The organism is Psychrobacillus sp. INOP01 (genome assembly GCF_018140925.1).
GTDB lineage: Bacteria > Bacillota > Bacilli > Bacillales_A > Planococcaceae > Psychrobacillus.
Genome location: NZ_CP073315.1, coordinates 2,619,428 through 2,634,796 on the forward strand (window position 1 = coordinate 2,619,428; position 15,369 = coordinate 2,634,796).

The following is a 15,369-nucleotide window of genomic DNA, read 5'->3' on the forward strand; positions in this document are numbered from 1 at the left end:
AACATATTGATTTCGATTGATCCAAAACAAAATAGTGAGCGAGATAATTATAAACTTTTAATTGGTTCCATCATTCCTCGACCTATTGCTTTCGTTACCACACAATCTGAGGACGGAATTGTTAATGGGGCACCATTTAGCTATTTCAATATTGTTTCATCCAACCCGCCGATGGTGTCACTTGCTATCCAAAGGTCGGGTGGCCGAGTAAAAGATACTGCACGTAATATTTATAATAACGAGCAATTTGTTGTGCATATTGTGGATGATGAGAATGTAGTCAAAATCAATGAAACTGCAGCTTCATTACCTGCATCAGAAAGTGAAATCGAATTGGCCAATCTAACGCTCATATCAAGTGAAAATGTTTCTGTACCGGGTGTAAAGGAAGCAAAAGTTCGAATGGAATGCAGACTAGTGCAAGCAATTCCTTTACGTGGAGATGAACCTGGTAGTGATTTATTCATTGGAGAAGTTGTTCTGTTTCATATAGATGAAGCAATTTATGAAGATGGACGGATTGATCCGAGAGGTTTAAATGCTGTAAGTCGTTTAGCCGGCACTAGCTATGCAAAAATTGGAGATATCTTTTCAATAGAAAGACCTAAATAGTGAGCTTCAATTAATAGATGAGACTTATTTTTTCAAATTAGCCCTTTTTGAAAGGAGAGAATAAATATTATGGAACATATTTTTAAACAAGGAACAAATACCGAGAAGCCAGTACTTTTACTATTACATGGTACTGGTGGAAATGAACATGACTTGCTATCTTTAGCAAATATTGTGGATCCAGAAGCTTCCGTGCTCAGTGTACGAGGGAATGTATTAGAAAATGGGATGCCTCGTTTCTTTAGACGCTTAGCTGAAGGTGTATTTGATGAGGAGGATTTAATATTCCGTACAAACGAGCTTAATAATTTTTTAGATGAAGCTTCAACGGAGTATAAATTTGACCGTCAAAACATTGTAGCTATCGGTTATTCAAATGGAGCAAATATAGCAGCAAGCCTTCTATTCCATTTTAAAAATGCACTAAAGGGTGCTATTTTACATCATCCGATGGTACCAAGACGTGGTATAACACTTCCAGATTTAGCAGGAATCCAAGTGTTTATCGCTGCAGGAACAAACGATCCGATTTGTTCACAACGAGAATCAGTTGATTTACAACAACTATTAGAGGATGCAAATGCATCGGTTGGAGTTCAATGGGTAAATACAGGACATCAGCTTACAATGGCAGAAGTGGAAGCTGCTAAAGACTGGTATCAAAAAAATTATTCTTAAATAATACAGGTTAAATGAAGTTTTATTAATCCGTTTGAAAACTAATCGGTAACCAATCCGATTAGTTTTTTTAAAGTCGTTTATTTGAGGGGGAACAATAAATGAAATTTAGTAGTCAACCTGTTGTAGAGAAAAATATTTTAGAACTTGTATGGAACAATACGAATGAAGCCATTTTTACGATTGGATATGATGGACGAATTCTTTCCGCCAATCCGTCCTTTACAACAATACTAGGTTGGGAGCAAACGGATTTTAGCGAAGATTCCTGTTTTCCATTTTTTGCAGATATGCCACCAGAAGAACATCAGAAACAATTGACTCAATTTAAGCAAGGCCATGATATTCCGTACTATGTAACAAAAAGAAAACGGAAAGACGGGGTAGTTTTAGATATATTAGCTTCCTATCGTGCCATTAATAATGGGGAAGTTTTGGCTGTTGGTATGTATAAAGATTTTTCCGAACAAATGAATATTCAACGACGACTTCAAGCTAGTGAAGATTGTTACCGGAATTTAGTCGAATTTATCCCCGATGCCATTTTTGTTGAAAGCAATGGAATAATAGTTTTTGTAAATTCTCCTGGAATCGGTTTAGTTGGTGCCAAAAGTGCACATGATGTGCTCGGTCAGTCTGTTTGGCAGTTTATTAGGACAGACGATCCATCTGCGTTTAAAACTAAAGTTCAACAGCTTATATCTACAAAAGAACCAATTGTTGAACAACTTTTACGTTTCGACGGTGAAATAATATGGGTAGAAATTATCGCAATGTCGATTGTTTTTGAAGGTGAATCTGTTATACAAATATTATTGAGAGATATCACTTCCAAAAAAGATTACGAAGCACAACTTGAATTTTTAGCGTTCCATGATCCATTAACAGGTTTAACAAACAGACGTTATTTTGCAGAACAGATTAATCAAGCAGTTGAGTATGCAGAAAAAGCAGGTCATATGCTTGCAGTGATGTATATCGATATCGATAAATTTAAACGTATAAATGATTCATTAGGCCATGAAGTTGGGGATCAACTATTGAAGCAATTTGCAAATCGATTAAAAGAAAACGTAAGAGAAGAAGAAGTTCTTTGCCGTATCGGAGGTGATGAATTCCTTGTCCTATTAAAGGGTCTGGAGGAAAGGAATACAGCGTTAGAGATAGTGTCTCGTCTACATAAAGCCTTTCAAGTTCCTTATCTTCTAGACAATCAAAAAATTGTTGTGACATCAAGTATTGGAATAGCCGTATTCCCGGAAAACGGTAAAGATTCAAAAACACTTATCATGAGTGCGGATGAAGCCTTGTATCTGGCAAAAGCAAAGCGAAATGATTATCAATTTTATTAGATTATTTATTAACAAATAGAATATGGTTTGTTATTTACTCATTCTTATAGTGTTTATCTATTAATCTAGAGGGAACCAGATAAATGGATGCATTTTAATTAAGGAGATGAAATGGGAAACTTTGAAAAAGCAAAAACAGCAGCAAATCAAGCTCCTGCTCATGCCCGTATAGTGCTAGCAACAATGGCTATGGAAAGTAATAAGCAACTTCATGAAACTGGTAACGGTAGTTGCCAGTCAGCCAGTCATCTATTCAACAATCGGACCATTTAATTGTATAAATCTAACCTTTTCTAAAGGAAAGGGTTAGATTTACGAGAGAAAGTTTATTCACTCGTATTTTTTTAAAACAATAGCCGCGTTATGACCTCCGAAACCAAATGAGTTAGATAGCCCTGTATTTATTTTCACTTGGCGAGCTACAGACGGTACATAATCTAGATCACATAGTGGATCAGGATTTTCTAAGTTAATTGTTGGAGGAACTATCTGTTCCTTTATGCTCATTGCTAAAGCAATTGCTTCAACTCCGCCAGCTGCCCCTAACATATGACCAAGCATAGATTTATTCGCTGTTATTGGAATCTGATAAGCTTGCTTTCCAAACAGCTGCTTAATAGCCATCGTTTCAGAGATATCCCCCACTTTTGTACTTGTTGCATGGGCACTAATAACATTAATTTCTTCAGGAGATATATTGGCATTTTTTAAAGCTGATCTCATTGCAAGATATGCCCCTTTACCTTCTGGGTGTGTAGCTACCATATGGTGTGCATCTGAACTTGCACCATATCCAATGACTTCTGCATAAATCTTAGCCTCTCTACGTAAAGCATGAGATAAAGATTCTAAGATTAGAATTCCAGCTCCTTCTGACATGACAAATCCATCTCGATTTTCATCAAATGGACGACTAGCTTTGGTAGGATCATCGTTTCTTGTTGATAATGCTGTAGCATTACCAAAGCTTGCTATTGATAAGTCTGTTATAGCTGCCTCTGTTCCACCCGCAAACATAACGTCAACTTCTCCAGAACGGATTAGTCTAAAGGCTTCTCCGATAGCTGTATTCCCAATTGCACAAGCGGAAACAGGAGACATAGAAGGTCCCATGGCGTTCCATTTGATACTAATTTGTGCAGCAGCAGCATTAGAAATCATAGCTGGTACTAGAGTTGGGCTGACTCTTCTTGGTCCCTTCTGTCTAAGCGCATCAATATTTTTAATTAAGGTTTCAAGGCCCCCTATACCTGAACCAACGTATACGCCTAATCTTTCTCCGTCTATACGTTTGAGATCTAACTCAGAGTCTGCCCAAGCTTGTTCAGCTGCAGCCAAAGAAAATTGAGAAAAGCGATCTAAACGTCTTGCTTCATTCTTTCCTAAAATTTCATATGCATCAAAATCTCGTATGATACCTGCAATTTTTGTCTTGTGATTAGTAACATCAAATGTATCGATAAGAGATATACCAGACTCCCCGTTAATCAAATTGTTCCAAAATGTTTTGATGTTGTTTCCTATAGGAGAAACTACTCCCACACCGGTAATCACAACTCTTTCCATTTTTCATTCCTCCAAATCAATAATATACTTGTATTTTACATCCTTATTATCCTATTACAAGAGATTGTTTATCCTGGTATAATAAATACTAGGTTAAATTGATAAGATGAGGAGTTTTAAAAATGAATGATAAAACTAGGCTTGAAGCTTTGTCAACATTCTTAAAAGCTAAGCGTGCCCAAATTAAGCCAGGGTCTATTGGTTTGCCTGCCGGAACACGGAGAAGGACTCCTGGGTTACGAAGAGAAGAGGTTGCACAATTAGCGGGTGTAAGTACCACTTGGTATACATGGCTAGAGCAAGGAAGAGATATAAAAGTATCTTCAAGCGTGCTTGATTGTATTTCTACAGCTTTGCAATTAAGTAATGATGAAAAAGACTACTTATACAACCTGGCATTAGAAGTAAAATCGGAAATTACAAATCTAAAAAAGAATCAATCAGAGCTTAGCCCTTCTTTAAAACGAATATTAGCTGAATTAACATATTGTCCGACTATCATTACGGATCGACATTGCCATATTATGGGTTGGAATCCTGCAGCTGCTCATGTTTTTTTAGATTTTGAACAAATACCAAATAATCAAAGAAATTTGATTCGTTTAGTTTTCACTAGAAAAGAATTTAAAGCATTGGCCGTCAATTGGGAACATTTTGCGAAAGGTTTTCTTGCTATTTTCCGTACCTATTATGGACACTATTTAGGCGATGAATGGTACAACCAGTTTATTGAAGAAATGAGTCATTCACATTCAGAATTCCAGGATTTATGGCAGGAAAGTCAAGTGAGTAAGGCTCCAGAAATGATAATTGAATTCAGACATGCAAAAGCTGGCAAAATGTTGTTTAATTTAACTTCTCTTCAAGTTCAAGGTGATATGGATTTACGGTGCAGTATCTATACACCAGTAGAGGAAACAGAAACAGAAAATAAATTAAAGCGGTTAATGAAGAGGATTTCCGCTGAATAATAATAAGGTAATTTCATTTCGCCAGCAAAATGATACTGATTACTGAACGAAGTGATTATTCTTTACTGGAAAAAGAGTTAACTTTACTTTACTTTACCCTCTTGTCCCAAGGGCGGATCGAAAGTATTTTTTATCAAAAATTAAACTTTATTGTCATTCTATAATTGAAGATCTGATCTGCATATCAGATGCTCGGAAATTTTTTAGCGAGAAAGCTCACCATTGATAGTTTAAAATTATTTTATTAAGGTGGGAAATAAAAGAAAATTACTTAATAAGATTATTATAGCGACGTTTATAGAGCACTCTTATCAGAAATGCAAAGGGTGCTTTTATATGTAATCGCACTGCAATTGAAATGTACAGAATAGATAAACACTTTACAAAAATGGACAAATATTATTTAATTAGTTAGGTTAACTAACTAATATTTATTAGTTTAAAGGAGGGCATGAATATGTATTCAATGTTTGTTAAATATAAGATTTTTCATCGACCTTATGCGAATGGTTTACAGCAAGTGTTAAGCCCATTTCAGATGTCAGAAGCGCAGTGGGGATTGATCCGATATATATATGAAGTTGGTCCTGCGACAAATTCAGAGATTGCTTTATATTGGAGTGTCGAGAAGCCTTCTGTCACAGCACTTGCACAGAAACTTATTGATCAACATTTGATATACGTAGTTTACGGAACAGATAAGCGAAATAAAGTAATGCATTTAACGGAGGAAGGCATAGTTAAATATCAGCAATTAAGACAGGCTGTTCATACTTTCCAATCTTCGCTTTTAGAAGGCGTATCTGAAGAGGAATGTGAGATAGTGGAAAAGGTATTAGAAAAAATGCAACAAAATATTAGGAAGTAGTGGTAATTGATGAATAAGGAAAAACTTTGGACAAAGGAATTTATAGTCGTTTCAACTATAAACTTTTTAGCAACATTAATCTTCTTTTTATTAATGGTAACAATCGCCTCTTATGCGAAATCGGAATTTGAGGCCTCTACTAGTACGGCAGGCTTAGTATCAAGTATATTTATAATTGGTTCATTGTTGGGGCGACTTGGTGCCGGACGTTTCATCGGACAAAAGGGACCTATAAAAATATTATGGATTGGTTTAACTTTCTTTACAATTACATCGGGACTTTACTTCTTGGCGAACAGTATTCTAGTAATTTTGGCTAACCGATTAGCACAAGGGATTGCCGTTGGAATTATTGGTACAGCAACGGGTACCATAGTGGCTCATATATTGCCAAGTGCTCGTAAAGGAGAGGGGATTGGCTATTTTAGTTTAAGTGCTATATTAGCAACAGCTATTGGTCCGTTTATCGGGATTCTACTGATGAAAATGAACAATGGATTTACTATCATGTTCACGATGAACTTAGTTTTATCCATAATTTGTATATTATTCTTTGCAGCTGTGAAGCTAAAATTACCTCCAATTAAACTACCAGATAAAACAGAAGAAAAAAGCTCCATTTTATCTCAATTTATCGAACCGAAGGCAGTACCTATTTCTTTTATTGCATTGATCATCGGGTTTAGTTATTCAGGTGTTATGACATTTTTGTCGTTTTATGCGGAGTCCATTAATCTAGTTAGTGCAGCTAGTTATTTCTTCTTAGTTTATGCAATTGTTATTATTTTCTCCCGTCCATTTACAGGTAAATTAATGGATTCTAGAGGTGCAAACATTATTGTTTACCCATGCATAGTTCTATTTGCTATAGGCATGTTTTTGTTTAGCCAAGCTTCCGCAGGATGGATGTTACTTCTTGCAGCAGCATTCATAGGTTTTGGTTATGGTAACTTTAATTCCGTTGCACAAACGATCGCGGTTAAAGTGACAGAGCCCCACCGTTTCGGTTTAGCAACTGCAACCTATTTTATACTATTTGATATCGGATTAGGCATTGGACCATACATTTTAGGATTCATCGTTCCAGAGACTGGATACCGTGCAATCTTTGTAGCAATGGTTGTAGTAATTATTATTTGTATACCACTTTACTATTTACTACATGGCAGAAAAGATAAAGAATTAACAAAAACAGCCTTGTAAAACAAAACGCCTAACGATATATCATTTTCGTTAGGCGTATTTTCTATTGAACTTGAGTAGCTAGCAATTCTTTGGACTGTTACTTTAGTTTTGTTTACATTTGTAACTTTCCACTACCATGGATTTCTTTCATTTCCAAACTTTCAATCGGGAAGATAAACGTCCAAGGCATACTAGTTTTTGGCTTAATAATTAACTGAGGAACAGTAAAGATTTGCTCAGCAATAACTGTTTCTTGTTCTATATAGACAAATTTTTGATTTTGAAAGGTTAGCACTGTATTCGTAAAGTTATGGATTAGGACAGTAACTAAAACCTCTCCTTTATAATTCATTGCTTCCCAAATAGGCTCCAATCGAATACTTTGCTCACTTTCCGTATTACTATTTTGAAAAATATCGGTTATTAGTTCTCTATCCTTGATAGCAATAGCCTTTTCCCAGGAAGATTCAAATTGTAACTTTTGCATACATAAACTCCTCCAACAAATTATTTCCTTCAACCATACCATGGAACTTCACAGAGTAAAATCTTTCAACTTTTAGGTTAGATACTTTGTCAAAGTGAGCTTTATACTATTCGACATATATGAGACTTAATTAAACAAAGAGTCTAAAGACCTGGTGGTAATTGGTTTTAATAATTAAAATGTACTGTCAATTTTTAAATGATCAGAAAAAGCATATTATGAACAAAATATCTTGAAAAAAAGGCTTTAAAGCAAATTTAAAGAAAAATTTAATAGTCAATAAGAACTAATGAATGATTATTGGGAATTTGCTGGTTCAAATAAACTTTTTACAACTGGGTAGAATTATTTATTTATTTAAAAAGTACAAAAAATATATATAAATAAACAAATAGTTATTATTTGTGCAATTCGTAGTGGTGCCAACGATTCTGTGGAATATTTTTTCGTTGTATAATTTTGCGAATAGCAACTATTAACCTATTAAAAAAATGTTAAAAATAGTTGATTTCTATTAATTTTGAAAATTCGGATAATCATCGACAGAGTTCGACAGAAATTAGATTTGTATTCCTTTATTGTTGTAGTTACACCAAGAGAGATTTAGATTGCCACCATTGATTCTATTACCAAAATTTATTGGGAAGGAGGAGAAGGTGTTTTTTTATGTCCTTTTATAAGTTTTATTGGTAAAAAAAATCTTAGTAAAATTCAGGGAGGAATGAAGTTGAGGAAGAAAAATAGTCAAACTAAAGTTCTTAGTGTTGTAGCTAGCGTGCTTATGACGTTTTCACTTGTTGCACCAAACGTTGTTAGTGCGGAAACAGCAAATAAACTTCACCAATCGTTCAGGGATTCAAACTCTAATTCTATTTCTGCTAAGGACAAGCTGAACAGTCGTTTACTGGAAAGCTTCAAAAACGATGATAAAGTTACATTTTTAATAAAGTTCAAGGAGAAAGCAGATTCCTTACAAGTAGCTGAAGAAGCTAGGGAAAATGCTGAAAAGGCAAATTTGTCTTCTCATAATGCTAAGCTCATTCAACGATCTGCAGTTGTATCAGAACTGAAGTCTACTTCTTTAGAGTCTCAGCAAACCGTCACGGAGTTTCTGGAGCAAGAAGTCGCTAAAGGGAATGCGAAGGATGTTGAGTCGTACTATATAGTAAACGGAATGTCTGTTACTGCAACCCAGGAAGTTGCAGAAAAATTGGCTACATTCTCAGAGGTAGAGAAAATCTTACCAAATGAAACCCGTCAATTATTTACTACAAAAACAGAGAATGCAGTCGTGCCAAAAGCAGAAATTACAAATGTTGAATGGAATGTGGAACGTGTCAAAGCTCCGGAAGTATGGAATATGGGCATTGATGGTGCAGGTACAGTTGTAGCAAGTATTGATACAGGTGTTCAATGGGATCATCCTGCACTAAAAGAAAAATACCGTGGCTACAATAAGGCCACTGGAGCAGTTTCTCATGACTATAGCTGGTTTGATGCAACGGCAGGACGGGCTACACCATATGATGACCAAGGGCATGGAACACATGTAACGGGAACAATGGTTGGTAGTGAACCTAATGGCGCGAACCAAGTTGGGGTAGCTCCAGGGGCAAAATATATTGCCGTTAAAGCTTTTACTGCAAGCGGAGGATCGGATATTGACTTACTAGAAGCAGCTGAATGGATATTAGCTCCAACAGATGCGGAAGGTAATGCACGAGTGGATATGGCGCCGGATGTTGTGAATAACTCATGGGGTGGCGGCGCAGGGCTTGATGAATGGTACCGTGATGTTGTAGTTAACTGGCGTGCAGCAGAGATTTTCCCAGAATTCTCAGCGGGCAATACAACTCTTACAAATCCTGGTGGAGCAGGTTCTGTAGCAGCACCAGCTAATTATCCTGAGTCTTTTGCAACAGGAGCGACGGATATTAATAATTCCGTAGCGAACTTCTCGTTACGTGGACCTTCCCCGTACGCGGAAACTAAGCCGGATATTTCTGCACCTGGTGTGAATATTCGTTCATCTGTACCAGGAGGCACCTATGAAGGGGGTTGGAACGGTACATCGATGGCAGGTCCAGCTGTGGCAGGTGTAGCGGCATTGCTTAGACAAGTGGATGCTGACATAACAGTGGATGAGATGGAAGAGATTCTGCTTAATACAGCAAATCCATTAACAGATTCGGTGTATACAACAGTTCCAAACCATGGATACGGCTATGGATTAGTAGATGCATATGAAGCAGTAGGGTCTATTATGACAGGTCTTGGAACATTAAAAGGACAAGTTTCACAGCAAGGTGATGATACGGAGGCTCCGTTATTTGAACATATTGCTCCAAGTGAGACATATGAAGGAATGGCTTTACCTCTAACAATCTCAGTTACTGATAATATCAGTGTTTCATCGGTTAATCTGAACTATAAAGATACGGACGGTACGTGGCAAACGATCGAAGCTGGCCGTACGTCTGGAGATTACATGGACGGTGAATTCACGGTAGTGGTTCCAGGAGAGTTTATTACTGGGGATACCTTTACGTACAAATGGACGATTAATGATTTTGGTAACAATGAAGTAGTTAGTGAAGAGTATGTAATTCAAGTAAATTCAGGTATATCTGTGGGTTATTCAGAAGACTTTGAAGCAACTCCTGTTGGTTGGACTTCTTTTGGAGAGAAAAATAGCTGGGAATGGGGTATTCCAACAGCGGGTCCTGAAGATGCAGCGTCTGGAGAAAAAGTGTACGCTACCAATTTAGATGGACCGTATGAAAGTTCTATGAATGCGACGCTTGTTATGCCTCCAGTAGATTTGCCTGAAGGAAATTCATACATCCAATTCAAGCAATGGCATGAGTTTGAACAGTCTTCTTCAGGAAGAGCGTGGGATTATGGTCATGTATTTATCTCTACAGATCAAGTAGAATGGACACAACTTTTAAAGGTTCAAGGCACATCTAACGGTTGGATAGATGCAGAAGTTGACTTATCTGCATATGCAGGGCAACGAGTATACATCGGATTTAACGCTTTTTCAGATGGAAGTGTTGTGAAAAATGGCTGGTATTTAGATGATGTTGTTTTAGCGGATATTTCCCAAACTGGAAAAGTATCAAAAGGAAATAATGCAAAGCAAAAAAATAACGGAAACAACGGAAATAAAGCAAACAAAGATAATAACAAGGAAACAGATAAAAAGTCATTAAAAGAGGCAATCGATCCTAAAACAATTAGACCGGTAATGCCAGTAAAAGAAGCACCTCCAGTAGTAGATACAATTGTAAATCCTACATTATTGCCATTAGGTGCTCAAGTAAGTGTCTTAGAGTCTGGTCGCTCGGTTTATACAAACCCAGCAGATGGTACGTATTCACTTACGCATGGTGCAGGAACATTTACAGCTAAAGCAGAAGCTTACGGATTTGAGTCTGAAGAAAAATCAGTAACGATAGAAGCAGATGGTACGGCAACTGCTAATTTCACATTGTTGGAGATGGAAGAAAATACGGTAAGTGGAGTAATCACGGACCAATCGACAGGAGAGGCGATTGAAGGAGCAACAATTATCCTTGTCGAAGATGCAAATGTAACTCCTGTAATAACAGATGCATCTGGTAATTACTCTTTAACAGCATACGAGGGAGACTACACACTAAAAATAATTGCTCGTGGCTACCATAGCCAAGAAGTATCAATAACAATTGGTGCAGACGCGACTACACAAAACATTGCCCTAGAACCTTTCTACACTTATCCTGGTGGAGAAATTGGATATGATGATGGAACAGCAGAAAATGCACGTGCATTCAATGCTGCAGGAAACGCTTGGGCTGTAAAAATGTCTCTTCCTGAGGGCAAAAAGAATGGAATTGTTACGGATGGAGTTTTCCGTTTCTGGGATACAGAATGGCCAAGTCCAGGTGGCACAGCGTTTGCGGTAGAAGTTTGGGATGCGACAGGAGCAGATGGGACACCTGGTAAAAAACTTGCCGGTCCTATTGATGCAACAGCCCTTCGTAATGGTGAATGGACTGTAGTTGACCTAACGGAACACAATATTACCGTGAATGGCGACTTCTATATGGTATATCGCCAAACTGTAGCAAACCCGAACTCACCAGGACTTGCAACAGATGAAAACGGAGTAAACGCGGAAAGAAGTTATCAAGGAGTATCCGGAGCATGGTCACCTTCTCCAGCAGCAGAAGGAAATTATATGATTCGTGCCCGTGTTAGCTATGAGGTATTTGGTCCAATTATTACTTCACCAGAAGCTGGATTAGTAACAAATGAATCGCATTTTACAGTAGAAGGAACTGCTTCACCTACAACTACAATTGAGTTAAAACAAAATGGAGATGATGCTGGCTCAGTAGTAGTTGGCGAGAATGGTAAATTCTCTATTGAAACTGAATTGACAGAAGGGTCAAATGAATTTGTAGCAGTTTCAGTATTAGATGATCGAGTAACAGGTCAATCCGAGCCTGTCACAGTTATTCTGGATACAGTAAAACCAGAACTAACAATTGATAGCCCAGTAAACGGAGAAAAAACAAATCGTGAAACTGTAACTGTTCAAGGTACTATTGCAGATGAAAATTTAGAGTATGTTCGTGTGAATGGTCAAGTTGCCGTTGTTTCGAACGGTAAATATTCTAAGCGAATTCTTCTAGATGAAGGAATAAACGAAATTGTAGTAGAGGCTAGTGATAAAGCAGGTAATAGTGAGTCGAAAACTGTCACTGTTACAGCAGATTACAATGCACCTGAAATTACGAACCTGAAGCCGGCCAGTGATCTTTATTTGGCAACAGGAAGAAGTGTTAAAATTGAATTTGATAGCGATCCAGGGTTAAAACCTTCGTTTGTTATCCATATGCCGTTAACTAATGTAGGACAATTGAACAATGCAACAGAGCTACCTATGATGGAAATGGGCGATGGACATTACGTTGGTTATTGGACAGTGCCTGCGGATACTGTTGCAAATGGAGCAGTTATCGAAGTAAAAGTAGTAGATGGGTTTGCTAATGAAACACGTCAAAAAGCTACAGGCAAACTATTTATAAATGTTCCTAAACCAACGGAACAGTCCAAAGAAGAGGCAACAGAAGTAAAAGAAGAAACGCCAGTCAAAGATTTAGCAGAATAAGTTTAATATAAGGATGCCAAAGAGGGAAATATCCTCTTTGGCATTTTTTGACAGATAGGATAGTATACATAAATGTACCGTGTACATAGGGTTCATGGGACTGGAAAGAATGATTAGTACCGATGATTTCCGTTTCAGGCGTTGACAAAGGAACGAAGGCTTAAGAACGCCATTTCGTGGGGCAAACCCTTCGTGACCAACCTCCTGTTGGCCTCCGCGGGGTGAGCGATGAACCTTCACCACAGCTCTCGCGTTCGTTGTGAAGTTTCATCTTTCTAACTCATCCCGCTGGAGTCGCCGCCTTCCACTACTGCCATCAATATAATGTTTAGTACGCAGGCGATAATATATAGCATAGTCTATCTCTTAGTTAATAATAGTAGTCAAAGCTAATATAGTAATAAAACCGTCTGTTGAATTAGGGATACTATTCTGTAATGAAGAATGATGAAAGTAAATTTTCTTTTATACTAGTGGAAATAAAGAGAAATAGTTAGTGTTTGACTCATAAAGAAGTGAATTAGCGAACGAAATTGCATCTTCGAGAGCTTCCTCTATGAGTAGGAAAGTATCTTTCTCTAGTTATCCAAAAACGCACTAACCTGTTTCTAAGAATTGTAGGTGGGCGACGGACAGAAAAACGTCTTAAAGGACCGGACATATCTTTTGTCCGGTTTTTCTTGTTTGAAAAAATACTTGGTCAAGGAAATAATCCGAAACTACGTATTTTTTGCCTAAAGAAAAGAAATAGGTTACTTATTGAAGCATATGATGATTTAAAGGGGTGTAAAAGTGAATGATTATGTAAATGTGCTAATGAATTTTCTACCACCAACCGCATCAATCCTTGAATTTTCAGGACTTCCTAATAATCCAGCAGTGTTATTGGCTGATATCGATTATGATCAAACTAATGAATTAATCGGAGCATATAAATATAAAGACCAAAATTACCTAGTGATTCTAAAAAATGTCCATAACCAGTGGCTACCTTTAATACACATAAAGGGAAGTGGATATGGAATTTCAAGCCTAATGGTGGCGCCAATTACAGCTAATTGGGTGAATACACTCATTGTCGGTTGGCAAATAGGTAGCGAATGGTCCAATTTAGATTTATTGCAATTGGTGGATGGTGAAATTATACGACTCCCTACTTCTAATATAGTTTTTAGTAGATTGGAGGTAGAAGACATGCCTGGTCTATATGGTCCTGATGGTCAATACGAACTTGCAATTTGGGTTCATGATACAGGAGAAGCCTACAAAGTAGATGTATATCGTTTTGAAGAAAATAAGCTAGTTTTAGCTAAGGATGTATATCCATATTACTTTAAAAGAGTTGAGGATTATTATGAAAGACTACTACAGTCCAATGATTTCTCCTACTATTGGTACTATTTAGCAGAGGCGCAAAAGAAGGCGGGAGATTTGGAGCAGTTTATGATTTCTATTGATAAGGCTTTGTCTTTCAGTGAACCGTACCCTTCACTTGAATTTTTGCTAAATATGAGGCGACAAGTGTTAGAGCATATGCAAAATAATGGTCATAACAATGATGAGATTATTGTGTACTCTAGAGGTGATTTGACGGGCAGTGGATTTTTGGACACTGTTTACCTAACTGGAGAAAAGACGGAAGGAAGTCCATTTTGGCAGAACATCACTTTAAATGTTTTGTATCAGCATGAAAATACATTAGAGAGAATTGAGTTGAAACAAAACGTTGGATATAATCCGACCATTTTTCTTGGTGACTTTACTGGAGATCAAGTAGATGACATTCTAGTTGTTATAGATACCGGAGGTAGTGGAGGAACAATTTATGCATTTGTCTTTTCGTATACTCAAGGGAATATGAAACAAGTTTTTAACGTTGAAGAATTCAATGAAACCACCAAATATGAAGTCCATTATGAAAACTACTACCAAGTCAAAGTAGTTAGCATGCATCCAAACAAGCAATATATATTGGATTTAACGTATAAAGGAAAAGAGTATTTAATGGAAATATATGATGAAAACGGAATTCTAAAGGAACCGATAGAGGGCTGGGTTGACCCTGTTAGTGGGTTGTATCCTATTGACTTTGCTAGGGACGGTACCTATGAACTAATGGCTTTTCAAAAAATTGCAGGAAGATATCATGCTGATGGATTAGGGTATGTTCAAACAGTACTTAAATGGGATGGACAAAAATTTATATTTGATTGGCAGAATGTTTCCATTTATGGAGAGGATATTTTTTCTTGATAAAAAGAATAGGGAAATATCTCGTGAATACTGGTTTTATGAGACTTTAAAGAAGGAATAATACAGCTAATTTTTGCTTCAGGTGTTCACAGAGGAACGAAGGTTTAAGAGCGCCACCTCCCACTAAAATTAATATAGAGAGTAGTATTCAACAATAAGGTTTAGCATAGCCAGTCGCTAAGGTAATAGAATTTATTTAAGTTAATGTAGTAATAATAACATCCTGTAATTGCTAT

At 37.0% G+C, this 15,369-nt stretch carries 11 protein-coding genes; 9 read left to right on the forward strand and 2 right to left on the reverse strand.

The genetic code is table 11. The annotated features are described in order from the left end of the window. The first annotated feature begins 6 nt into the window (after window positions 1–6). The 4 genes from KD050_RS13200 (at window position 7) to KD050_RS13215 (ending at window position 2,915) form a co-directional block, all read left to right on the forward strand. Window positions 7–612, forward strand: a complete 606-nt coding sequence (locus KD050_RS13200) for a flavin reductase family protein (RefSeq protein WP_211892809.1) — start codon at window positions 7–9, stop codon at window positions 610–612. A gap of 66 nt (window positions 613–678) precedes the next feature. Continuing rightward, entirely contained in the window at window positions 679–1,290 is a 612-nt protein-coding gene (locus tag KD050_RS13205; RefSeq protein ID WP_211896300.1) for an alpha/beta hydrolase, read from the forward strand. Window positions 1,291–1,391: 101 nt separating this feature from the next. After that, window positions 1,392–2,642 carry a sensor domain-containing protein gene (locus KD050_RS13210; RefSeq protein ID WP_211892810.1) on the forward strand — a complete coding sequence of 417 codons (1,251 nt, stop codon included), beginning with the start codon at window positions 1,392–1,394 and terminating at the stop codon, window positions 2,640–2,642. Window positions 2,643–2,753: 111 nt separating this feature from the next. Next, window positions 2,754–2,915 (forward strand): hypothetical protein, encoded by a 162-nt coding sequence (locus KD050_RS13215; protein ID WP_211892811.1) that lies wholly within the window; start codon window positions 2,754–2,756, stop codon window positions 2,913–2,915. Between the two features lie 57 nt (window positions 2,916–2,972). On the opposite strand, the gene fabF is transcribed toward KD050_RS13215, so the two are convergent. Then, window positions 2,973–4,208, reverse strand: coding sequence for a beta-ketoacyl-ACP synthase II (gene fabF / locus KD050_RS13220; protein WP_211892812.1), 1,236 nt, complete (start codon window positions 4,206–4,208; stop codon window positions 2,973–2,975). 122 nt (window positions 4,209–4,330) lie between these two features. On the opposite strand from fabF, the gene KD050_RS13225 reads away from it, so the two are divergent. The 3 genes from KD050_RS13225 (at window position 4,331) to KD050_RS13235 (ending at window position 7,250) form a co-directional block, all read left to right on the forward strand. Continuing rightward, complete coding sequence (locus KD050_RS13225) at window positions 4,331–5,179, forward strand: helix-turn-helix transcriptional regulator (protein WP_211892813.1); 849 nt, start codon at window positions 4,331–4,333, stop codon at window positions 5,177–5,179. A gap of 457 nt (window positions 5,180–5,636) precedes the next feature. Further along, complete coding sequence (locus KD050_RS13230; protein ID WP_211892814.1) at window positions 5,637–6,047, forward strand: MarR family winged helix-turn-helix transcriptional regulator; 411 nt, start codon at window positions 5,637–5,639, stop codon at window positions 6,045–6,047. A gap of 9 nt (window positions 6,048–6,056) precedes the next feature. Further along, on the forward strand, window positions 6,057–7,250 hold the full coding sequence (locus KD050_RS13235; RefSeq protein ID WP_211892815.1) for an MFS transporter: 1,194 nt from the start codon (window positions 6,057–6,059) through the stop codon (window positions 7,248–7,250). Between the two features lie 94 nt (window positions 7,251–7,344). Here the strand turns inward: KD050_RS13235 and KD050_RS13240 are convergent, their stop codons facing one another. Continuing rightward, entirely contained in the window at window positions 7,345–7,719 is a 375-nt protein-coding gene (locus KD050_RS13240) for an SLAP domain-containing protein (protein ID WP_211892816.1), read from the reverse strand. A 721-nt stretch (window positions 7,720–8,440) separates the two neighbouring features. On the opposite strand from KD050_RS13240, the gene KD050_RS13245 reads away from it, so the two are divergent. Next, a complete protein-coding gene (locus KD050_RS13245; RefSeq protein ID WP_211892817.1) occupies window positions 8,441–12,880 on the forward strand; it encodes a S8 family peptidase in 4,440 nt (1,479 codons plus the stop codon). 792 nt (window positions 12,881–13,672) lie between these two features. Beyond that, window positions 13,673–15,133 carry a hypothetical protein gene (locus KD050_RS13250; RefSeq protein ID WP_211892818.1) on the forward strand — a complete coding sequence of 487 codons (1,461 nt, stop codon included), beginning with the start codon at window positions 13,673–13,675 and terminating at the stop codon, window positions 15,131–15,133. The last annotated feature ends 236 nt before the right edge of the window (window positions 15,134–15,369 follow it).

What these genes read in the sequence shown, in the direction of transcription:
- KD050_RS13210 (WP_211892810.1), top strand. Translation starts at nt 1,392, where the DNA reads ATGAAATTTAGTAGTCAACCTGTTGTAGAGAAAAATATTTTAGAACTT.
- KD050_RS13215 (WP_211892811.1), top strand. Translation starts at nt 2,754, where the DNA reads ATGGGAAACTTTGAAAAAGCAAAAACAGCAGCAAATCAAGCTCCTGCT.
- fabF (WP_211892812.1), bottom strand. Translation starts at nt 4,208, where the DNA reads ATGGAAAGAGTTGTGATTACCGGTGTGGGAGTAGTTTCTCCTATAGGA.
- KD050_RS13225 (WP_211892813.1), top strand. Translation starts at nt 4,331, where the DNA reads ATGAATGATAAAACTAGGCTTGAAGCTTTGTCAACATTCTTAAAAGCT.
- KD050_RS13230 (WP_211892814.1), top strand. Translation starts at nt 5,637, where the DNA reads ATGTATTCAATGTTTGTTAAATATAAGATTTTTCATCGACCTTATGCG.
- KD050_RS13235 (WP_211892815.1), top strand. Translation starts at nt 6,057, where the DNA reads ATGAATAAGGAAAAACTTTGGACAAAGGAATTTATAGTCGTTTCAACT.
- KD050_RS13240 (WP_211892816.1), bottom strand. Translation starts at nt 7,719, where the DNA reads ATGCAAAAGTTACAATTTGAATCTTCCTGGGAAAAGGCTATTGCTATC.
- KD050_RS13245 (WP_211892817.1), top strand. Translation starts at nt 8,441, where the DNA reads ATGAAGTTGAGGAAGAAAAATAGTCAAACTAAAGTTCTTAGTGTTGTA.